The organism is Streptomyces sp. NPDC002623 (genome assembly GCF_053592635.1).
The window spans coordinates 224,759-245,094 of the sequence record NZ_JBSFWB010000007.1; the positions used below are offsets into that span (position 1 = coordinate 224,759).

At 72.4% G+C, this 20,336-nt stretch carries 17 protein-coding genes; 9 read left to right on the top strand and 8 right to left on the bottom strand.

Annotated elements, in window-relative coordinates; genetic code table 11:
- The first annotated feature begins 481 nt into the window (after positions 1 to 481).
- Entirely contained in the window at positions 482 to 1,921 is a 1,440-nt protein-coding gene (locus tag ACWD4O_RS15335) for a PAS domain-containing protein (RefSeq protein ID WP_451280164.1), read from the top strand.
- Between the two features lie 69 nt (positions 1,922 to 1,990).
- Here the strand turns inward: ACWD4O_RS15335 and ACWD4O_RS15340 are convergent, their stop codons facing one another.
- Positions 1,991 to 2,746: an SIS domain-containing protein gene (locus ACWD4O_RS15340; RefSeq protein ID WP_451280165.1), complete on the bottom strand. Its 756-nt coding sequence runs from the start codon at positions 2,744 to 2,746 to the stop codon at positions 1,991 to 1,993.
- A 290-nt stretch (positions 2,747 to 3,036) separates the two neighbouring features.
- Between ACWD4O_RS15340 and ACWD4O_RS15345 the strand changes: the two genes are divergently transcribed.
- Both ACWD4O_RS15345 and ACWD4O_RS15350 read left to right on the top strand, forming a co-directional pair.
- Positions 3,037 to 3,729 (top strand): metal-dependent transcriptional regulator, encoded by a 693-nt coding sequence (locus ACWD4O_RS15345; RefSeq protein WP_020130217.1) that lies wholly within the window; start codon positions 3,037 to 3,039, stop codon positions 3,727 to 3,729.
- A 486-nt stretch (positions 3,730 to 4,215) separates the two neighbouring features.
- A complete protein-coding gene (locus tag ACWD4O_RS15350) occupies positions 4,216 to 5,268 on the top strand; it encodes an alpha/beta fold hydrolase (protein ID WP_451280166.1) in 1,053 nt (350 codons plus the stop codon).
- A gap of 32 nt (positions 5,269 to 5,300) precedes the next feature.
- Here the strand turns inward: ACWD4O_RS15350 and ACWD4O_RS15355 are convergent, their stop codons facing one another.
- The 3 genes from ACWD4O_RS15355 to ACWD4O_RS15365 are packed head-to-tail and all read right to left on the bottom strand — an operon-like array spanning position 5,301 to position 8,433.
- The gene (locus ACWD4O_RS15355; protein WP_451280319.1) at positions 5,301 to 6,920 is read right to left on the bottom strand and encodes a transporter; all 1,620 of its coding nucleotides are present in this window, start codon (positions 6,918 to 6,920) and stop codon (positions 5,301 to 5,303) included.
- A 26-nt stretch (positions 6,921 to 6,946) separates the two neighbouring features.
- Positions 6,947 to 7,723 (bottom strand): ABC transporter ATP-binding protein, encoded by a 777-nt coding sequence (locus ACWD4O_RS15360; protein ID WP_450948295.1) that lies wholly within the window; start codon positions 7,721 to 7,723, stop codon positions 6,947 to 6,949.
- A 47-nt stretch (positions 7,724 to 7,770) separates the two neighbouring features.
- On the bottom strand, positions 7,771 to 8,433 hold the full coding sequence (locus ACWD4O_RS15365; protein ID WP_451280167.1) for a bifunctional DNA primase/polymerase: 663 nt from the start codon (positions 8,431 to 8,433) through the stop codon (positions 7,771 to 7,773).
- A gap of 373 nt (positions 8,434 to 8,806) precedes the next feature.
- Between ACWD4O_RS15365 and ACWD4O_RS15370 the strand changes: the two genes are divergently transcribed.
- Both ACWD4O_RS15370 and ACWD4O_RS15375 read left to right on the top strand, forming a co-directional pair.
- Positions 8,807 to 10,192 (top strand): transcriptional regulator, encoded by a 1,386-nt coding sequence (locus ACWD4O_RS15370; RefSeq protein ID WP_451280168.1) that lies wholly within the window; start codon positions 8,807 to 8,809, stop codon positions 10,190 to 10,192.
- A 174-nt stretch (positions 10,193 to 10,366) separates the two neighbouring features.
- Entirely contained in the window at positions 10,367 to 12,169 is a 1,803-nt protein-coding gene (locus ACWD4O_RS15375) for a hypothetical protein (protein ID WP_451280169.1), read from the top strand.
- A gap of 11 nt (positions 12,170 to 12,180) precedes the next feature.
- Here the strand turns inward: ACWD4O_RS15375 and ACWD4O_RS15380 are convergent, their stop codons facing one another.
- On the bottom strand, positions 12,181 to 13,542 hold the full coding sequence (locus tag ACWD4O_RS15380; protein WP_451280170.1) for an ABC transporter substrate-binding protein: 1,362 nt from the start codon (positions 13,540 to 13,542) through the stop codon (positions 12,181 to 12,183).
- 118 nt (positions 13,543 to 13,660) lie between these two features.
- Between ACWD4O_RS15380 and ACWD4O_RS15385 the strand changes: the two genes are divergently transcribed.
- Positions 13,661 to 14,161: an SCO4402 family protein gene (locus tag ACWD4O_RS15385; RefSeq protein WP_351904674.1), complete on the top strand. Its 501-nt coding sequence runs from the start codon at positions 13,661 to 13,663 to the stop codon at positions 14,159 to 14,161.
- A gap of 144 nt (positions 14,162 to 14,305) precedes the next feature.
- Positions 14,306 to 15,190 carry a formyltetrahydrofolate deformylase gene (gene purU / locus ACWD4O_RS15390; RefSeq protein WP_451280171.1) on the top strand — a complete coding sequence of 295 codons (885 nt, stop codon included), beginning with the start codon at positions 14,306 to 14,308 and terminating at the stop codon, positions 15,188 to 15,190.
- A 175-nt stretch (positions 15,191 to 15,365) separates the two neighbouring features.
- On the opposite strand, the gene ACWD4O_RS15395 is transcribed toward purU, so the two are convergent.
- Positions 15,366 to 16,697 carry an anti-sigma factor family protein gene (locus tag ACWD4O_RS15395; RefSeq protein WP_451280172.1) on the bottom strand — a complete coding sequence of 444 codons (1,332 nt, stop codon included), beginning with the start codon at positions 16,695 to 16,697 and terminating at the stop codon, positions 15,366 to 15,368.
- Positions 16,694 to 17,284, bottom strand: coding sequence for a sigma-70 family RNA polymerase sigma factor (locus ACWD4O_RS15400; RefSeq protein WP_450951208.1), 591 nt, complete (start codon positions 17,282 to 17,284; stop codon positions 16,694 to 16,696). Before ACWD4O_RS15400 ends, ACWD4O_RS15395 begins: the two co-directional genes overlap by 4 nt.
- Positions 17,285 to 17,629: 345 nt before the next feature.
- Here ACWD4O_RS15400 and ACWD4O_RS15405 point away from each other — a divergent pair, with 345 nt between their 5' ends.
- Positions 17,630 to 18,010 carry an STAS domain-containing protein gene (locus tag ACWD4O_RS15405; RefSeq protein WP_451280173.1) on the top strand — a complete coding sequence of 127 codons (381 nt, stop codon included), beginning with the start codon at positions 17,630 to 17,632 and terminating at the stop codon, positions 18,008 to 18,010.
- Positions 18,011 to 18,170: 160 nt separating this feature from the next.
- Entirely contained in the window at positions 18,171 to 18,683 is a 513-nt protein-coding gene (locus ACWD4O_RS15410; protein WP_451280174.1) for an EF-hand domain-containing protein, read from the top strand.
- Positions 18,684 to 18,749: 66 nt separating this feature from the next.
- On the opposite strand, the gene ACWD4O_RS15415 is transcribed toward ACWD4O_RS15410, so the two are convergent.
- On the bottom strand, positions 18,750 to 20,261 hold the full coding sequence (locus tag ACWD4O_RS15415) for a class I adenylate-forming enzyme family protein (protein ID WP_451280175.1): 1,512 nt from the start codon (positions 20,259 to 20,261) through the stop codon (positions 18,750 to 18,752).
- Positions 20,262 to 20,336 lie beyond the last annotated feature (75 nt).

The following is a 20,336-nucleotide window of genomic DNA, read 5'->3' on the forward strand; positions in this document are numbered from 1 at the left end:
TCCACGTGGCGGCGTCGAACGAGCGAAAGCATGCGCCCAGCGTACTGCTTGCGAAAAGCAGACGACCCGCGAGTCTGGTCCTCCCGGAGGAGGGGGCCGGCCGGACGTACCGGCGACTCGCGGGTCGGGTGACTGCGTTGGTTTGGCCGGCTGCGTGCGTCTGGCACACGCTGGTCCGGCACCGCACTAGATGTGGTGACGGGCCACTAGCCCGCAGCCACCTCTTCCGTCCGGTGTGAATCCATCTGCCGAACCACCTCCTCTCCGAAGTGGTAGCCACACTAAGAAGTGCTCGCCGTCGGCTCAAGTGTTTTTCTGAGAACTTGACGGAGGCGGCGGAATGGGCGGACCTGCGGCACCTGCCCCGCTGTGACCAGCGCGGTGGTGCAACGATTCCTCTGCAATCTTGCGGGAACCATATGTGGGCTGCGTCACGTTCGAGTTGAATGAGGGCAAGTGAGCGAACCTGCAGGGGGTTCAGGTGAGTGCTTCCCGGCGTAGTGGGACCACCGACGAGCTGGGGCCGGACGAGCCCGAGCGGTCGGGTGACGACGGCCCGCAGACCATAGGCCCGGTCGGCCCGGACGGCGCCGACCTGCTCGCCGCGCTGCTCGACGGCATGGACGCGGCCCTGTGCGCCTTCGACGGCGACGGAGTCGTCACCCACTGGAACCGCGAGGCCGAGCGCATCCTCGGCTGGAGCGCCGCCGAGGCCGTCGGCCGGCACGGCTTCGCCGGGTGGGCGGTGCGCGAGGCCGACGCCGAGGACATCGAGGGGCGGCTGATGGCCGCCATGCACGCGCAGGGCCGCCAGGTGCACGAGTTCGCGCTGGTGACGAAGGACGGCGGCCGGGTCCTCGTCCGCACCCAGTCCGCCGCCGTGCGCGGTCCGGACGGCAAGCCCGCCGGGCTGTACTGCGCCTTCAGCGAGGTGCACGCCCAGATCGACCTGGAGCGTTCCATCGCGCTCAGCGAGGCCCTCTTCGACGACGCCTCCTGGGGCGTCGTGCTGGTCGACGCCGATCTGCGCCCCGCCGTCGTCAACGCGCACGCGGCCCGCGCGCTCGGCACCGGCCGCACGGCCGTCCTGGGCCGCCCGCTGGGCGAACTGCTCACCCGGGGCGCCGAGGAGCTGGAGAACGCGCTGACGCACGTCCTGGCCGAGGGCGCCCCGCCCGCCCCCGCCGAACTGTGGGTCGGGGTGCGCACCCCGGAGGGCGAGAAGCGGCGCTGCTGGCGCAGCGGCTTCCTGCGGCTCGCCTCGCCGCTCGCCGAGGAACCGGTGCCGCTCGGGGTCGGCTGGCTCTTCCAGGACGTCACCGAGGCCAAGCAGGGCGAGCAGGAGGCCTCGCTGCTGCGCTTCCGCGCCAACCAGCTGCACCGGGCCGCCCGCGCGGCCGCCGAGTGCGAGGACCCCGCCGAGGCGGCCACCGTCCACCTCGACTTCGCGCTCGCCGGATTCGCCGACCACGCCCTGGTCGACCGGGTGCTGGGCCGGGCGGCGGCCGACGCCGAGGCGGCCGGACCGCTGCGGCTGATGCGGGTCGCGGCGACCCCGTCGGGCGGGCCGGGCCCCAGCACGCTCACCGGACACGCGGGGCTGCCGGTCCGCTACGGCGAGACGCACCCTGCGCTGCAGTGCGTGGCGCGCAACGGCTCCGTGCGGGCCGGCGTCGGCTCCGTCACGGCCGACGAGGCGCGGGAGTGGGCCCGGGCGCGCCAGTGGCCCGACGACACGGTGCACGCCCTGTGCGCGGTGCTGCGCAGCCGCGGCCGCACCCTGGGCGTCGTCACGTTCCTCCGCGGCGGCGGCCGTACGTCCTTCGAGCGCTCGGACGCGTCCTACGCGGAGGACGTCGCCGTGCGCATAGCGACCGCCCTGGACCTGGCGGACCTGACCGAGGCGGCCGCCGAAGACTGACCACGCGCGTGTGGCGCGTTTCGGCGGTTGCTCTCAGCGGCTGGTCCCAGCGACTTGCCTCGGCTGGTCTCAGTGGCGGTAGAAGATCCGGTCCCCGTACTCGTCCATGATCCGTCCGTTCCAGTCGTGGCCGCCGTCCACATTGCCGGAGCGCAGCAGCGGGGGCTCGATGTCGCGCTCGGCGAGGACGCCGGCCGCGGTCGCCATGACGGCCTGGAGCAGGGCCGAGGTGACGACCGTGGACGCGGGGGCGAACGGCGCGGGAATGGTGTCCAGGGTCAGCTCGGCGTCGCCGACCGCGATCTTCGAGTCCAGGACGACGTCGCAGTGATCCTTCAGGAACGTCCCCGAGACATGCCGGGACGTCGTCTCCGAGGCGTAGGCCACCGACGTCACGCCGATGACCCGCACGCCCAGGGCGCGGGCGTTCAGGGCCATCTCCACGGGCAGCGCGTTGCGGCCGGACAGCGAGATGATCACGAGGGCGTCGCCCGCGCGGAGGGGCGAGGTGTCCAGGACGGCGCTCGCGAGACCGTCGACGCGCTCCAGGGCCGAGCCGAGGGTGGCGGGCCGGACGTCGACGCCGACGACGCCCGGCACCGCGAGCAGGTTCATCAGGGCGAGCCCGCCCGCGCGGTAGACGACGTCCTGGGCGGCGAGCGAGGAGTGGCCGGCGCCGAACGCGAAGAGGCGGCCGCCCGCTGCCACGGTGTCGGCGAGGAGCGTGCCGGCGGCCTCGACGGCCTCGGCCTCCTCGTCGCGGGCCCGCTGCAGCAGGGTGATCGCGGCGTCGAAGAACTGGGCGGCGAGCTTGCGGTCGCTCATCCGAGGGGCCCCTTTGCCGTATGCGGTGTCCGTGTCGCGGATCACCGTGCGGTCTGGACCAGTGCGCTGTCAATACGGCCGGTGGCACCGGTGACACCGGTGCCGGTGGGGGAGCGGAGGCGTCCTGGGGGCCCGTTCCGCGGGCGCGCCCCCTGATCGCCCCCCGATGTAACCGCCTCGTTTCAACGGCGCGGCACGCTTGTCAGTGGTATCCGGCAGAATTGAGTCCAGGGCCAGCGCACGCGCCGGAGAGCGGTCCAGCCTTCGGCAGAGCTAATCGAGGGGCACGAATGTCCGGACTGATCGACACCACGGAGATGTATCTCCGCACCATCCTCGAGCTGGAGGAGGAAGGTGTTGTCCCCATGCGTGCCCGGATCGCCGAGCGCCTCGACCAGAGCGGGCCGACGGTCAGCCAGACGGTGGCGCGCATGGAGCGCGACGGCTTGGTCTCGGTGGCCAGCGACCGGCACCTCGAGCTCACCGACGAGGGCCGTCGTCTCGCCACGCGCGTGATGCGCAAGCACCGCCTCGCCGAGTGTCTCCTGGTCGACGTGATCGGCCTGGAGTGGGAGCAGGTGCACGCGGAGGCCTGTCGCTGGGAGCACGTGATGAGCGAGGCCGTGGAGCGGCGCGTGCTGGAGCTGCTGCGGCACCCGACCGAGTCGCCGTACGGCAACCCCATCCCGGGCCTGGAGGAGCTGGGCGAGAAGGACGGCGCCGACCCGTTCCTGGACGAGGGGATGGTCTCGTTGGCCGACCTCGACCCGGGGCTGGAGGGCAAGACGGTCGTCGTGCGCCGTATCGGCGAGCCGATCCAGACGGACGCGCAGCTGATGTACACGCTGCGCCGCGCGGGCGTGCAGCCCGGTTCGGTGGTGAGCGTGACGGAGTCGGCGGGCGGTGTGCTGGTCGGCAGCGGCGGCGAGGCCGCCGAGCTGGAGTCGGACGTCGCGTCCCACGTGTTCGTCGCCAAGCGCTGAGCATCGTCCAACTGAGCAGCGTCCAGCTGAGCATTGTTCAACTCCCGGGGCCCATGGGTCAGTTGTGGCGTCCTGTCGATGTCGTCGAATCGAAGGTTCCCTGTGTCGAATCGCAGCGCTCCGCCGCTTCACGTGCCAGGCTGTCGCGTGAGGCATATGACCTGAGGGGGCGGGATGATGTGCCGCAGAGCAGTGGAAGGCCCCGGTGCCGTACGGCACCGGGGCCTGTCCTCCCCTGTTGTGACCTGGAGCCCCGAGCTCTCAAGGTCACTTCCCTCGGACCGGTTTCCCCGAGCGGTCCGCCCCCCGCTGAAGGTCTCCCCTCGGCAGCGCCGATCATTCCTTGAGCGGGGTCACTCGAACGAGGGGTGTTGTGCGCGGAGAGTGCATTTCTCGAAAGAGCATTCGATAGCCTGCGGGTGATCGAAGGCGGTACGAAGGCATCGGCAGCGCAGCGGTACGACGGCTAGGGGGGTGCCAGGACCTATGGCGCGACGCATCGACGTGACCGGGGCGGGCGGCGTACGCCTGGCGGCCTGGGAGTTCGGCGACCCGCCCAAGGGCGACCCGGCGAAGGCCGTGCCGGAACCCATGATTCCGGCGCAGCCGCCGGGAGAGAAGGGGCTCCCGTCGGCCGACGGCGGCGAGGGAAGCAGGCCCAGCGTCCTGTTACTGCACGGCCTCATGGGCCGGGCCTCGCACTGGGCGTCCACCGCCCGCTGGCTCTCCGAGCGACATCGCGCGGTCGCCCTCGACCAGCGCGGCCACGGCCAGAGCGAGAAGCCGCCGCAGGCGGCCTTCACCCGCGAGGCCTACGTCGAGGACGCGGAAGCGGCCCTCGAACAGCTCGGCCTCGCCCCGGTCGTCCTCATCGGCCACGCCATGGGAGCGCTCACCGCGTGGCAGCTCGCCGCCAAGCGCCCCGACCTGGTACGCGGCCTGGTCGTCTGCGACATGCGGGCCTCCGCGCTCGGCGCGGCCTCGCAGCGCGAGTGGGGCGACTGGTTCAAGTCCTGGCCCGCCCCCTTCGCCACCCTCGCCGAGGTCCGCAAGTGGTTCGGCGAGGACGACCCCTGGGTGGAGCGCCCGAACCCCTCCCGAGGCGAGTTCTACGCCGAGGTGATGCAGGAGTCGCCCGACGGCTGGCGTCCCGTCTTCGAGCCCGAGCAGATGCTCAAGTCCCGCGAGACCTGGGTCTACGACGCGCACTGGGAGGAGCTCACCCAGGTCCAGTGCCCCGCCCTGGTCGTCCGCGGCCTCGACGGGGAGCTCGGTCGCGCCGAGGCACAGGAAATGGTCCGCGTCCTTCCGCGCGGCGAGTACGCCGAGGTCGCCGACGCCGGCCACCTCGTCCACTACGACCAGCCCGAGGGATGGCGCACGGCGATCGAACCCTTCCTGGAGGCCGTCCTCACGCCCGGGACTCCCAGCGCCCCGGACGCCCAGAGCACCCCGGACGCCCAGAGCACCCCGGACGCCCAGAGCGCTCCGGACACCCACAGCATCCCCGATTCCCACAGCACTCCCGGGGCCTCCTGAGGGTCGTCGTCACTGCGTCGTCACCGCGCCCGTCACCCCTTGCTGACCGCCGCCAGGATCTCCGGCAGTCGCGTCGCCGTTCGCGGGGCGGCCAGCCGGAGCCCCAGCAGCGTGATCGCCGTCCCGTACACCGCACCCCCCGGCAACAGCAGCCAGGTCCACGCCTCGCCGCCCGAGCTGACGTTCAGCCAGATCGTCACCGCGATGACGGGGGCGCACAGCAGGGCCGCCGAGACCATCCCGCCGAAGACCGCTATCCACGCGAGACCGGCCTGACCGGGGGCCACGTTCTTGTAGCCCTCCTGCGGGATCGAGTAGGGGAAGCGGGCCGAGGTCCACGCGCCCGTCGCCAGCATCGCGCCGAGCAGCGCGAAGGACAGCCCCAGCGCCTCGGGCAGCTTCTCCCAGTCGCCGAGCAGCGCCGTCGTCAGCGCGGTCACCAGCGTCGCGTACGGCAGGGTGATGAGCAGCAGGGCCAGCGCCCGCGCGCGCAGCTCGTCGTAGGCGTCCCGGGTCGACGACACCGTCATCGCGACCATCCAGAACGCGGAGGTGTCCTGCCCGAACTGGTTGTACATCTGGATGCCGAGCATTCCGGCGGCGAAGCAGGCGAAGTAGATCGAGCCGGTGCCCTGCAGCGCGTTGAAGACGGGCACGATCAGCCCGATGGCCAGTGAGGTCACCCAGGCCGCCTTCGTCTTCGGGTCGCGCCAGACGTAGCGCAGGCTGCGTTCCATCACGGTGCCGGTGCGTCCGCCCGGCAGCAGCCGGGTCAGGCCCGCCGAGCGCCGCCGGTCCCGCGCGGCCGGCTCGGCGGCCTGGAGCGTGGAGCCGTCCGGCGAGGTCATCAGCCGCGTCATGGTCCGCGCCCACACCCCCACCACCAGCACCAACGCCACTGCGCTGACCGCGAGTTGGGCGACGGCGACCCCGTACGCCCCCTCGCTCACCGAGTCCACCGCGCCGACCGCCGACGCGGGCGGCACCCAGCGCAGCACGCCCGCCACCGGATCGAGCTCGCCCAGCCCGGACGTCCCGAGCCGCTGCACCCCGAAGTTGACGACCTGCGCCCCGACCGCGATGACGAGCCCGCTCAGCACCGCCAGATCGCGTCCCTTGCGGCTGCTCAGCAGCCGGATGTTGGCGGCGGCCACGGCCCGCGCGAACGCCACGCACATCAGCAGCCCGAGGGCGACGGCGAGCACCCCCACCGCCCAGGCGGCCGCCCCGTGCGCCACGGAGATCACCGACCCCACCAGCAACAGCAGCGTGAACAGCGGCCCGATGCCCACCAGCGAGGCGGCCAACAGCGCCCGCACCAGCGGCTGGGGCCGCAACGGCAGCATCACCAGCCGGGTCGGGTCGAGGGTCTCGTCGCCGCTGGGGAAGAACAGCGGCATCACCGCCCACCCCAGCGCCAGCACCGCCACCAGGAGCACCACGACCGACACCGCGTGGTCGTTCCCCCGCAACGCGATCAGCCCGAGCAGCAGCAGCGCGGCGAACAGCAGGGTGACGACGGCGGAGGCGACGTAAGCGGCCCGCCGGCCGGCGGACTGCCGCAGCCCGTTGCGCAGCAGCGACAGCTTCAGCCGGACGACGGTGGCGACGAGGCCGGGTGGAGAGGCCACGGGACCCGGCCGGGAGGCCACGGGGCTGGGCGGGGAGGTCGGCGCGCTCACCGGCTCGCCCCGCCGCCCAGCCAGTCGAGATGGGAGCCGGTGTCCCGGCCCTGAGCCCCGACGAGTTCGAGAAACGCCTGCTGCAGCGAGGGAGCCGTCCCCCGCACCTCCGCCAGCGTCCCGTGCGCCCGGATCCGCCCAGCCGCCATCACCGCCACCCAGTCGCACAGCGACTCGACGAGTTCCATCACATGGGAGGAGAAGACGACCGTCGCGCCGGAGGCCGTGTACCGCTCCAGCACGCCCCGGATGATCTGCGCGGAGACGGGGTCGACGCCCTCGAACGGCTCGTCGAGGAAGAGGACTTCGGGGTTGTGCAGCAGCGCGGTCGCGAGCCCGATCTTCTTGCGCATGCCGGTCGAGTAGTCGACGACGAGCTTGTGCTGGGCGCCGGCCAGGTCGAGGACGTCGAGCAACTGTGTGGCCCGCTTGTCGACCTCGGCACCGGGCAGCCCCCGCAACCGCCCGCTGTAGCCCAGCAGTTCACGCCCCGACAGCCGCTCGAACAGCCGCAGTCCCTCCGGCAGCACCCCGATCCGGGCCTTCACCTCGACGGGGTCCCGCCACACGTCGTGCCCCACGACCTCGACGGTCCCCTGATCAGGCCGCAGCAACCCGGTCACCATGGAGAGGGTCGTGGTCTTCCCGGCTCCGTTCGGCCCGACCAGCCCGATGAACTTCCCCGCGGGCAGATCGAGATCGATCCCGGCAACAGCGACTTGCTGCCCGAACCGCTTCCAGAGCCCGTGCACACGTACGGCGGCAGACGTCATATCTGCACCCTACGGTCAGGTGACCCACCCTGAAGGGGCGCGCGAAACTACCGGTCCCGCCCACACGCATAGGCGAGCGGCGAGATCAACTCCTCCGCATCCGGCAGCCAACGGTTGGCCGCGGTGGGCCGGCAGGCCCACTGCACGGCGCCCCGGGAACCGAACCGCGTGGGCGGCGCGGCCACATACGTGCCCTCGCCGAGCGTCACCAGATCCAGCGCCCCCAGCGACCAGCCCAGCTTGCGCACCAGGTCCGGCACCTTCGCCGACGCCCCCGGCAGCACGAAGAACTGCATCCGGCGGTCCGGCGTCAAGGTGACAGGACCGAGCGTCAACTCCATCCGCTCCATGCGCGCCAGCGCGAGGAACCCGGCCGTCTCCGGCACGGAGATCGCGTCGAACGTACGTCCGGTCGGCAGCAGGATCGAGGCGGTCGGCTGTTTCTGCCACATCCGGCGCGCGACCGTCGCGCTGCCGGTGGCCTGCGTCGCCCAGTCGGGGCGTGCAGGGTGCGCGCCCGGCGCGGTGCACGCGACGTCGTCACAGGAGCAGCGCTGCACTCCCTCGACGGCTTCCAGCCAGGTGCCGGGGAAGACGTCCCAATGACGTTCCTCGGCGTAGCGAACAGCGGTCTCGAGCAGCGATTCCCCGCGCTGCTTCGGGATTTGAGTGGCGTCGGCGCCCGCGATGGTCTCTTCCACGATGAACACAACTCTAGCCGTCACCAGGGGTTACGCCCGCCACTTTGCGCGGGGGAGGAGCATCGATTCCGCGTCCGGGGCGCATGGGTGCACGTGCGGGGGCGCGCGGGAGGAACGGGCGCGGGAGCGGGTAACCAGGTAGAGGGGCGGCTTCCGCCGGTAACCCGGCAATTCTCCGTATTGCTCGGCAATCACAGTAATCACCGGCAATGAGCAGCAATCATCAGTAATCCTCTCATGCCTCGCATTTTCGGTATGTCCGTGGGGCATTGATCTTCTCGGCCGGAACTTTTCGGTGGAAGACACGGTGGAAGACACGTCAACTCGGTGTGTGGGCAGGCACCCGCCGCCCCGGTCACCGCAGCCACAGGGGGTAGTGCCCATGGCCGCAAGGCCGCTAGTCGCGCGGCAGCCGAACGAACGGCTGCAGGCGCTCATCCAGGAGGCGGGGTGCTCGAACGCCGGGCTCGCCCGCCGGGTCAACATGTGCGGCGCCGAGCACGGCCTCGACCTGCGCTACGACAAGACGTCCGTGGCGCGTTGGCTGCGCGGACAGCAGCCGCGCGGGCGCGCTCCGGCGATCATCGCGGAGGCCCTGGGCCGCAAACTCGGCCGTACGGTCACGATCGACGAGATCGGCATGGCCAACGGCAAGAACCTCGCCTCGGGCGTGGGTCTCCAGTTCTCGCCGACGGTACTGGGGGCCATCGAGCAGGTCTGCGAGCTGTGGCGCAGCGACGTGGGCCGGCGGGACTTCCTCTCCGGTTCGTCCGTGGCCGCCTCGGCGCTGGTCGAACCGAGCCGCGACTGGCTGATCTCCTCCCCCGACGCGCAGGTGGCGCGCTCGGCGGGACCCCGGGTCGGGCTGTCCGACGTGGCGGCCGTCAAGGCGATGACCCAGGCGCTGGTGGACCTGGACCACCAGTACGGCAGCGGGCATGTGCGTCCGGTCGTCGTGCACTACCTCAACAGCGTCGTCTCGGGTCTGCTGGCCGGTTCCTACCGGGAGGCGGTGGGCCGTGAACTCTTCGCCTCCGTCGCCCGGTTGACGGAGCTCGCCGGCTACATGGCCGTCGACACCGGTCAACCGGGCCTGGCCCAGCGCTACTACATCCAGGCCCTGCGGCTCGCCCAGGCGGCCGGCGACCGCGGGTACGGCGGATACGTCCTCGCCGCCTCCATGAGCCACCTCGCCGCGCAGCTCGGGAACCCGCGCGAGATCGCCCAGTTGGCGCGGGCGGCGCAGGAGGGAGCGCGTGGCCGGGTGACTCCGCGCGCGGAGGCGATGTTCCTCGCGGCGGAGGCCCGGGGGCACGCGCTGATGGGCGACGCGCGCGGGGCGCAGACGGCGTCCGGCCGTGCGGTGTCGGCGCTGGAGGCGGCCGATCCGTCCTCCGGGGACGACCCCGCGTGGATCGCGCACTTCGACGAGGCCTATCTCGCCGACGAGTTGGCGCACTGCCACCGCGACCTGGGCCAGGCGGAGGCGGCGGCGCGCTGTGCCGAGCAGTCCCTCGCCGGGCACCCGGAGAGCCGTGCGCGCCGGCGCGCGATCGGGTACGTCCTGCTGGCCACCGCGCAGGTGCAGCAGCGCGAGATCGAGCAGGCCTGCAACACCGGTCTGCGGGCGGTCGAGCTCCTGGAGACGCTCCGCTCCAACCGGGGGGCCGAGTACCTCGAGGATCTTCAACAGCGGCTGGAACCGTTCCGGGACGAGTCGGTGGTACGGGAGTTCGGGGCGCGGCTGGAGTTGCAGACCGCGGCGTGAACGGACGGGGCGCCGGTGCGGCGGATACAGCGCACGGCGCTCCGGATCTGTTACCGACGTCACTGCTGGACTCACTGGGAGGCAGATCACGTTCTGAGCTGCGTGGCACGGGGTTCCGGGGACCCGGTAGCGTGAGCCGACGATTCCGAAGGTCCCCCATTCGTAGGAGTCCCGGTGACGCAGAGTGGACAGGGCGAGGAGCCCTCGGCGCAGCCCGCGCGCGAAGGCATCGTGCTGCCCTCCGACGGTGGGGAGCCCCTGCTGCCGGGACATTATTCCGGCCAGTACGGCGCTCAGCAGCCCAGTAGGCCGGAGTACGGGCAGTCGGAGCATGAACCGCCGGAGCACGAGCAGTCGGCGTACGGGCAGCAGCAGCCGCCGCTCGGCCGGCAGCCGTACGGGCAGCAGGAGTACGGGCAGCAGGACTACGGACAACCGGACTACAGACAGCCGGACTACGGACAACCGGACTACGGGCAGCAGGCCCCGGCCGCGGGACAGACCTGGGGACAGCCCTGGGGCCCGGACCAGCAGGCCCCCGCCCCGCAGCAGCCGGCCCAGGGCTGGCCGCTCCCGGCGGACCAGACGGGCCAGGCGCACCAGGAGCAGCACCCGCAGGCTCAGCAGCACCAGCAGCACACGCAGCACCAAGAGCACCAGCAGCAGCCCCAGCAGCAGTGGAACGGCGGCGCCCAGGTCGGTGCCGGCCCGCTGCCGCCGGAGGGCGCACCCGCCCCGGCGAATCCGACGTACGGCCAGGGCACGCCGGGCGTCCCCCTGCCGCCGGTCGACGAGGGCGCGACGCAGTACATACCGCCGGTCCCGGCCGCACCGGCGTCCCCGGCCGACGAGGGCGCCACCCAGTACCTGCCGCCCGTCCCCGCCGCCCCCGTCGACGAGGGCGCGACGCAGTTCCTCCCGCCGGTCGTGCCGGGCGCTCTGCCGCCCGAGGCGCCGGCCGAGTCCACCCACTTCCTGGGCCGCACCCCGCAGCACTCCCCGGGCCCGATGCCCGCCCCCGGCGCACAGCCGCTCGGCGCGCACCCCGACGCCGAGGCGACGCAGTACATCCCGCCCGTCCCCGCGCAGGACGGTGGGGACCGGCAGCCGCCCGCCGAGTTCGAGAACCTCTTCCGCAGCGGGCCGGGCAGCGAGAGCCCCGCCGGATCCACCCAGCAGCTCCCGCGCTTCTCCGAGCCGGACGGCCGGCCGGGCTACGGCGCCGGACCCGCCGCGCGTTCCCCGCAGGCCGCCTACACCCCGCCCTACGCCCCGCCCGGCGGTCCTGCGGCGGGCGGGCGGCGCGGGATGCGTGACGACGACGGAGGCGGCCGAGGAGGCCGTACCGGCTCACGGGTGCCGTTGTACGCGGCGATCGGGGTGGCCCTCGCGGTCGTCGGCGTCGGCGCGGGCGCGATGCTCGCGGGCGGGGGCGGCGATCAGAGCGGGGACGACAACAAGACCGTCGCCGCCTCGGCGCCCGCGGCGGAGGGGTCGGCGTCGGCGTCTGCCGGGGCGGCCGAGCAGCAGGCCGTCGCACTGGACAAGCTGCTGGCCGACAGCGGCGACAGCCGGGCCAGTGTGATCAGCGCGGTGGCCGATGTGAAGGCGTGCGGCAATCTCGCCCAGGCCGCCACGGATCTGCGGGACGCGGCGAAGCAGCGCACCGGTCTGGTCACCAGCCTGGCCGCGCTGAAGGTCGACGAGCTCCCGGACCATGCGGCGCTGACCACCGCGCTCACCAAGGCGTGGCAGGCGTCGGCGTCCGCGGACAACCACTACGCGGCCTGGGCCGACCAGGTCGCCGCCACCAAGAAGAAGAGCTGCAAGAAGGGCACGGCCCGCTCGACCGCCGAGACACAGGCCGGCAACCGGGACAGCGGCACCGCGAGCACCCAGAAGTCCCAGGCCGCGAAGTTGTGGAACGCGATCGCGAAGACGTACGGCCTGACCGAGCGCCAGCCCGTGCAGCTGTAACCGGCCGGGCGTCAGTCGACGTCCGCCTTCTCCAGGGTCTGCGTCATGTCGACGAAGCCCTTCTTGGCGGGGGCGAGCACGCCCTTCTGCACGCTCTGGAGCGTGACGTCGGCGTTGACCAGACGCGGGAAGCCGATGGAGGCGAGGCGGTCGGTGAACTGCCAGCGGAGCGTCGGCGTGAGCCCGCCCGTGGTGACCTTCAGGCCGTCGTCCAGGGCGCCCCGCACACTGGCGGCGGTCACCTCGTCGCCGTCCAGCGACTCCACGACCTGCCGGAACACGGTGTAGGCGATCCAGGTGGTCTGCACGCCGGTGTCGGTGGGGTCGATCCGGGTGTCGGAGAAGGCCTCTTCGCTGATCACCTTCTTCATCGACGCCCAGGCGGCGTCGCTCGTCACCGGATACCAGCCGGTGACGTACGCCCCCTCGAACGGCCCGGAGGCGGCGCCGGAGGCGTTGATCACCGTCTGGTCGACGCTGCCGAGGACGGTGGCGGTGCGCACCTCGGGGTAGTCGTCGCGGGTGCGGCGGAAGGAGTCCATGAAGGTGCCGGTGCGGTCGCCGAGGGCGGTCACCACGCACCCCTTCTTGCCGTCCGAGTCCGAGTCCGTGTCGGTGTCCTCGTCCTTGGACCGGCCCGCGGTCGCCGTCTGCAGCGCGGACTTGGCCTGTGCCGAGTACTCGGTCGCGTCCTCCGGGGCCCGCAGGTCCTTGGACACGGCGTGTCCGCCCGCAGTGAGCCCGGCGTCGAGCATCGGGGGCAGCGCGTCGCCCGCGATCGTGTCGGGGCGGACGAGGGAGACGGCGCCGCAGGCCGCCGCCATCTCCTTGCCGAGGCCGGCCAGGAGCGAGGGCTGGCCGCCGTTGACCGGATAGGACAGCGGGCTGGTGAACTCGGCGTTCGTGACGCCGTAGCCGCCTACGTACGGGATGCCGGCGCCTTCCAGATACGGGAAGAACGCGTCGGAGTGCTGGCTGTAGGAGCCGACGACGGCGACCGCGCCCTCCTTGACGGCGCGCCGGGCGCACTTGGCCGTGGACACGGTGTCGTTACGGGCGTTGCAGGTCAGGACCTTGAGCTTGCGGCCACCCAGACCGCCCTCGGCGTTGATCCAGCGCGCGTAGGCGAGGGCGAAGGCGGGCATGCCGGGCTTGTTGGTCGCGGACGTGCCCTCGGGCGCCCAGGTCATCACGACGATCGGGTCGTCCCCGGAACCCCCCGTGGTACCGGGGACGACGCCGCATCCGACGGCGAGCGACGCGCAGGCGATCAGCGCACCCGCCGCGAGGGCGGTTGCGCTGCCGGACCTGGTGAAGCGGAAGGACCTGGGGAGGAAGGTGCTTCGCGTGGAGGTGCGTCGCTTGCCGGTCATGTGCACGCACGATTCCGTCACATCGCTAACCTGGGAGTGACCCTCGGTCAATGAGGGGTGACGTGCAGGTGAATTACAGGGGCCCGTGAGGCTCCTGGGACGGGGAAACGTACGATCGATGACCGTGCAAGGTTCGGAGAACTCTTCCCGTCGCGGCCGTCGCTCCTCCACCATGGGCGGCATGCCACTCAACGACATGCCGTGGTGGCGCTGGCGCAGCAATGTGCGCTCCGCGCTGCACATGCTCTCCGATCCGGCGTTCCAGCAGAACGTCTGGCTGGCCGGCGTCGAGGGGTACGGGGACGTCACCGACGCCGTGTACCGCCTCGTCGAGGACACCTGGCTCGACAACTGGTCCGCCGAGAAGTACGTGGGCACGATCTTCCGTGACTCGCAGGAGGCGGCCCTCGTCGACACCGCCGTGCTCCGCGTCCTGCGCATCATGCACCAGGTCGGGCCGGACGCCCCGGTCTCCGCGTACGTCGACCACGAGGCGTGGCCGGAGGCGGTGCGGGCGGCGCGGGACGCGCATGTGCGCATGGCGGCGAGCGACGGCGACGACCCCGATGCACCGCCCCGGACCCTAGAGGTGCTGCGGATCATGACGCGGACCGCGTAGGCGCGGCAACGGGAGACCGGTGCCGGGGCAGCGGGTCCCGGGCAGCGGGCACGGGAGGCGGTCCCGGGCAGCGGGCACGGGAGGCGTGTTCCGGCCTGCGGGACGGTTGTCCACGGTCGTGGGCGGTATGCGACCCTGTCGGGCATGAACGCGCAGTCTGCCCGAGCCGCGGCGACCCCCGCCGACCAGTACGTCCTCACGCTCTCCTGCCCCGACAAGCAGGGCATCGTGCACGCCGTGTCGAGCTATCTCTTCATGACCGGCTGCAACATCGAGGACAGTCAGCAGTTCGGCGACCACGACACGGGCCTGTTCTTCCTGCGCGTCCACTTCTCGGCCGAGCCCCCGGTCACCGTGGACAAGCTGCGGGCCAGCTTCGCGGCGATCGGCGACGCCTTCCACATGGACTGGCAGATCAACCGGGCCGACGAGAAGATGCGCATCGTCCTCATGGTCAGCAAGTTCGGGCACTGCCTGAACGACCTGCTGTTCCGCGCCAGCATCGGCGCGCTGCCGGTGGAGATCGCGGCCGTGGTGTCCAACCACACCGACTTCGCCGACCTCGTGGGCTCGTACCACGTTCCCTTCCACCACATCCCGGTGACGAAGGAGAACAAGGCGCAGGCGGAGGCGCAGCTGCTGGAGCTGGTCCGGGAGCAGAACGTCGAGCTGGTCGTCCTGGCCCGCTATATGCAGGTTCTCTCCGACGACCTGTGCAAGCAGCTCAGCGGGCGGATCATCAACATCCACCACTCCTTCCTGCCGAGCTTCAAGGGCGCGAAGCCGTACCACCAGGCGCACGAGCGGGGCGTGAAGCTGATCGGGGCCACGGCGCACTATGTGACCGCGGATCTCGACGAGGGGCCGATCATCGAGCAGGAGGTCGAGCGCGTGGGGCACGGGGTCACGCCGGACCAGCTGGTCGCCGTCGGACGCGATGTCGAGTGCCAGGCGCTGGCGCGGGCCGTCAAGTGGCATGCGGAGCGACGGATTCTGCTCAACGGGCGACGGACGGTCGTCTTCGCGTAGGAGTGCCCGGGAGTGCCCGGGAGCGCCCATGAGCGCCTAGGAGCGCGGGGCGTTCTGTTCGGGGGCGGCTGAGGGTGCGGCTGAGGGTGCAGCTGCGGGTGGTCGTGGGCCGGTCGCGCAGTTTCCCGCGCCCCTGGGCGGGCCACCTTCGCGTCGGCTGCTCAGGTGCCCGCCCCTACATCCGGCTCAGCGCCGCCGCCGCGAACAGGACGTCCCTGATCGCCTCGCGGTCGCCGACCTGGCCCGCCGCGGCTTCCGCGGGGGCCACATGCCCGGCGGCCAGGCGGCAGAACTCCACGTCGTCCAGGGCGACGTGGGCCACCTCGTGGTCGGCGGAGCCCACCGCGCCCGGTGAGTCCAGGGGGATGAGCCACTCGCCGCCGCCCGAGCCCTCGATCTCCAGCCGCAGGCTGCGACCGGGGCGGCCGGCGGTCACCAGATGGCGGGTGTGCGAGCGGGAGGCGAGCCCCGCGCGGCGGCGGGCGGCGAGCGTCTCCGGCAGCATCCGCGCGGCCAGGTCGATCATGCCGTGGAGATGGCGCGGGGCGGGCGGCGCGTAGGGGTAGTCGACCGCTTCCGCGATGTCCTCGGCGTGCACCCAGCACTCGAAGGCCCGGTCCAGCATCGCGTCCCGCAGGGGCAGCTCGAAGCCGCCGTACGACACCGGCAGGCGGCCGGGGCCTCCGCCGGTGAAGGACACCGTGCGCACGAGGGCGTGGGTCTGCTCCCGCCAGGGGCCGCGCACGGACCGGGTGGGCGGGTAGTGCGAGCCCGCCCAGAACGCCTCCGTGCGGCGGGAGGGCGTGGCCCTCGGTGCGTCCGCTGCGTCCGGTGCAGCTGGTTCATCCGGTTCCTTCGGCCTGCCCGGTTCGCCAGGTTCGCCGCCCGTGGTGAGCGGGTCGTCCAGGCCCAGGGCCACGGCGACAAGGCCATCCACCGCGAGGAGGTGGGCGATGACCCCGGCGACGGTGGTGCGGCGGCTCGTCGGCTCCTCGCCGCGGAACCAGCGCAGCCGCACGGGCGCGTGCCACTCGGCGTCCCCGAAGTCCTGGAGCAGCGCGTCCAGCCGTGCCGTCTCGGCGTCGTACGACGCCGCCCAGGCGGGCACCGGGATGCGGGGCGGACGGCGGTCCAGGCAGCCGTCGAGGACGCGGGTGCGCAGGCCGGGGTCGAGGTCGAGGCTCTCCGGGCGCTGGAGGAGGCCGACGGCTTCGCGCAGCCGCCGTGCCTCGTCCGCGCAGGCTCCGCAGTCGCCGAGGTGCTCCTCGACGGCCGCCGTCTCCTCCGCGGAGCAGGCCGCCAGCGCCCATGCGCCCAGCAGGGACTTCAGCACCGGGTGTTCGAGCCTGAGCGGCTCCGGGCCGGTCGGCTCGGCGGGTGCGGGCAGCGGCAGGCCGCCGTCCTCGACGGAGGCGCGGGGGACGGGGATGGGCAGGGGGTCCTGCCGGTCGTGGGTCTCGTCCTCCTCGCCGCCGTCGTGCGGATCGAACCCGTCCGTGCCGCTCACGCCGCACCTCCGTATCCGGGCGGCGCCCCCGGTGACGCGGCGTCGTGAGCCGTGGAGAGGAGTTGCAGGCCGAGGCGGAGCCGACGGCGGGCCTCGTCCTCGGTGACGCCGAGGTCGACCGCGGTCTGGCGGTAGTCGCGGCGCTGGAAGTAGGCCAGTTCCAGGGCGGCCCGCAGTGGGGCGGGCATGGCCTGGACGATGTAGTCGGCGCGGGCGGCGACGGACGCGTGTCGCACGCGCAGCTCCAGTTCCTCGGTGGCCTCGGCGGAGCCGTGGCCGGCCTCGGCCAGGGCGGCGGTCTCGGTGGCGCGCAGCCGCTGCACGGCGAGGCGGTGGGTCAGTGCGGCGACCCAGGTGCGCAGTGGGCCCTGCTTGGGGTCGTAGGACTCGGGGTGCTCCCAGACGTGGGCGAAGACCTCGCGGGTGATGCCGTCGGCCGCTCGTTCGTCCGCGAGCACGCGGTGGGCGAGACCGTGCACGAGCGAAGCGAACCGGTCGTAGAGCTCGCCGAGGGCGGCCGCCTCACCGCGCGCGAGTCGCTGCTGCATCTTGCGGTCCCAGCGGGGCGGTGCGTCCCTCTTCGCCATGCTGCCCCCTCACCCGTGCCCGTGTCTCGGACCGTGCCCGTGTCCGTGTCCAGCGTGCGTCCACCGTCACCTCGAATGTAGTCGGCACGTCCGACAACGCACGCCCCTTTGTTTCAATGAGCGCCCCTTGTCAGCGAGTGGGTGGTATGAGTCGCGCCTACCCGACCGACAAGGATCGAATCGGACTGGAACTGACTGGAACAAGCCTCTTTCTCTCTCATTCGCTATGGATCCGTTTTCCCGTCGGTGTTTCGGGGCACGGCCGCTGGGCAGCCGCGCTGCAAGGAAGCGAAGGGACAGCTTCCGTTTTCGGCGGGCTGCGGCGCGCTACAGCGAGCGAAAGGCGTGGTGGTGGCCTTCAAAGTGACCGGCGGCGAGCAGGGCGGATGGGCCGTGCTCCATGTGTCGGGCGAGCTGGACCTGGTGACGTCGCCGGCGCTGCGTCAGCGGGTCCACGACGAGGTGGCGGAGGGCCGCCACGATCTCGTCCTGGACCTCTCCGAGGTGTACTTCTGCGACTCCAGCGGCGTCGGCGTCCTCATCGCCGCCCGCCGCCTCATCCGCTCCTGCCGGGGGCGACTGCGGCTGATCCTCCCCGCGCGGGGCGCGGCCGAGGGCTCCCACGTCAACCGGGTCCTGGGCGCGCTGGGGGTGCGCCGGCTCTTCGACGTCTACGGCGACCTCGCGGCCGCGGTGGACGACGGGACGGAACCGCTCTCGGCGTAGTTCCCGGCCCGGGCCCTGTAGTCGCTCTGCCACACCCTTGTCCTGAAATTCCCCCGGTCTTGGCACAGGCGTCGCTTTCCCGCCGCCCGGACGTCCCCGGCGTCGTACGCTCCCTGCCGGAAGCATCTCCACACGACGACGTCAGGTGGTCCGAGAAGACATGGTCAGCAGTGAGTACGGACGCAGGATCGCCGCGCGGTTCGCCACCTTCGACCAGGACGGCAACGGCTACATCGACCGGGAGGACTTCGGCGCGGCGGCCAAGGCGGTGCTCGCCGAGTTCGGCGCCACGGCCCGCTCCGACAAGGGGCAGGCCCTCTACGCGGGCGCCGAGGCCTTCTGGCAGGGCATGGCCGGCATCGCCGACCGGGACGGCGACCAGCGCATCACCCGGGACGAGTTCGTGAACGGCGCGGTCAAGCGCCTGAGGGACAACCCGGAGCGGTTCGCCGAGATCGCCCGCCCCTTCCTGCACGCGGCCCTGGACATCGCCGACGCCGACGGCGACGGCCGGGCCACGGTCGAGGACACGGTACGGGTGCTCACGGCCCTCGGAGCGCCCGACGAGGTCGCCCGGGCGGCCGCCGAGGCTCTCGACGCCGACGCGGACGGCAGGGTCGGCGAGGCGGAGATCGTCCCCGCCTTCGCCCGCTACTTCACGGTCCCCGAGTAGCCACAGCCGCAGCCGCACCGTGGCCGCAGCCGCACCGTGGCCGCAGCCGCGCCGTAGCCGCGGCCGCTATCCGGCGGCCGGCGAGAAGCGCTCGCGCAGCTTGTACTTCAACACCTTCCGCAGCGTCTCGTTGCGCGGGAGCGCCTCCACCACCTCCAGCCGCTCCGGCAGCTTGTGGACCGACAGCCCGCCCGCGCGCAGATACGCCGTGACCGCCTCCAGGGTCAACGGCTCCCCGGCCCCCGGCGCCCGTTCCACCACCGCGCACACCAGCTCGCCGCGCTCCGCGTCCGGCAGGCCGATCACCGCGACGTCCCCGACGGCCGGGTGGGCGGCCAGCAGGTCCTCGATCTCCTTGGCGGACACGTTCTCCCCCTTGCGGATGATGACGTCCTTCAACCGCCCGGTGAGGACCAGATGCCCGCTGTCGGTCATGTGCCCCAGGTCGCCGGTGCGCAGGAACCCGTCCGCGTCGAAGGCCTCGGCGCTCTGGCCGGGATCCAGATAGCCCCGGCACACGGCCTCCCCGCGCAGCCGCACCTCGCCCTCCACCACGCGGATCTCCATGCCCTCGGGCGGCCGCCCCTCCGTGGTCGCGAGGTTCTCCGCGGTGTCGTCCGGCGCCCCCATGGTGATCATCGGGACCTCGGTCATCCCGTAGCCGTGCGTCAGCTGCACGCCCATCTCGCGCACGACCGCGTGGTACACCTCGGGCGGCTTGGGCGCTCCGCCGCCCGCGAGCAGCCGTAGCGTGGGGATCACGCGCGTGTGCGGCTGTTTGCGCTGCTCGGCGAGGAACATCGAGTAGAAGGCCGTCGAGCCGCCCGCCACCGTCACCCCGTGCCGCCGGTACCCCTCCAGTGCGTCCGGCAGCGCGAAGTGCTCGAACATCACCGCCGGGAAGCCGTACAGCAGGAGCATGACGGTGTAGTCGGGGCCGGCGATGTGGGCGTACGGGAACGCCATCGAGCCGACGTCGTCCGCCGTCAGGCGCAGTGCGTGGGCGAGGCAGGAGCCGCCGGCGATCAGCGAGCGGTCGGTGTGCAGCACACCCTTGGGGTCGGAGGTGGTGCCGGAGGTCCAGTAGATCCAGCGGACCGAGGTGCCGTCGGCGGGCGGGGCGGGGAGCGTCGCGGGATCGCCCTCGGGCAGGTCGTCGTAGGCCTCGAAGACGCCCTTCGCGCCGAGCCGCCGGGCCATCTCGGTGTGGTCGAAGCCCCGCCAGACGCCGGGCACCGCGAAGAACTCCGCCTTCGACTCGCGCAGCGCGAAGCCGACCTCGCGGTCGCGGTAGAAGGGGATGACGGGCGACTGCACGGCCCCGAGGCGGGCCAGGGCGAAGGACAGGACGGCGGTCTCCAGGCGGGTCGGCAGCTGCCAGGCGACGACCGTGCCGGGGCGGACGCCCATGTCGTGCAGCCCGGCCGCGACCCGCTCGGCCCGCTCGCGCAGCTCGCCGAAGGTCAGCGCGCGCTCCTCCTGGAGGAGGACCCGGCGGTCGGGGGTGAGTTCGGCGCGGCGGGCGAGCAGGTCCCAGAGGGTTCGGGACGCGCTCAGCTCGTGGGCGGTGTCGGTCACGGCGGCCCCCTGTAGCTGACGGTCTGTCAGATCGTGGGCAGAGCGTAGGGCTCGGTGCCTTGCTGGTCCAGGGGT